Below are 228 nucleotides of genomic sequence, written 5' to 3' on the forward strand. Positions count from 1 at the left end.
ACGGTGCGCTGGTCTCACCGGCCTTGATGGTGACTTGAGCATTGTTGCTCAGGGTCACGACCAGGTCGTGGCCCAGCGGTTGGTTGATGTGCACGGTGAACGTCGGTTTGACGTTTTCCGCCACCGACGTCTGGTCGGCGGTGATGGTGACCTTGACCAGGTCGCCTTCATTGCCCGGGGTGCCTGGCTCATCGGTGACCTGGGTGCTGACCGGGGTCTTGTCCAGGT

Annotated in this window: 1 protein-coding gene; it reads right to left on the minus strand. The window is 62.3% G+C overall.

All coding sequences use genetic code 11. From position 1 onward, the window contains the following. The coding region (locus JOY50_RS28920; RefSeq protein ID WP_243056216.1) for an immunoglobulin-like domain-containing protein at positions 1 to 228 on the minus strand (228 nt) is incomplete at both ends.

The organism is Pseudomonas sp. BP01 (genome assembly GCF_022760795.1).
Taxonomy (GTDB): Bacteria; Pseudomonadota; Gammaproteobacteria; order Pseudomonadales; family Pseudomonadaceae; genus Aquipseudomonas; species Aquipseudomonas putida_Q.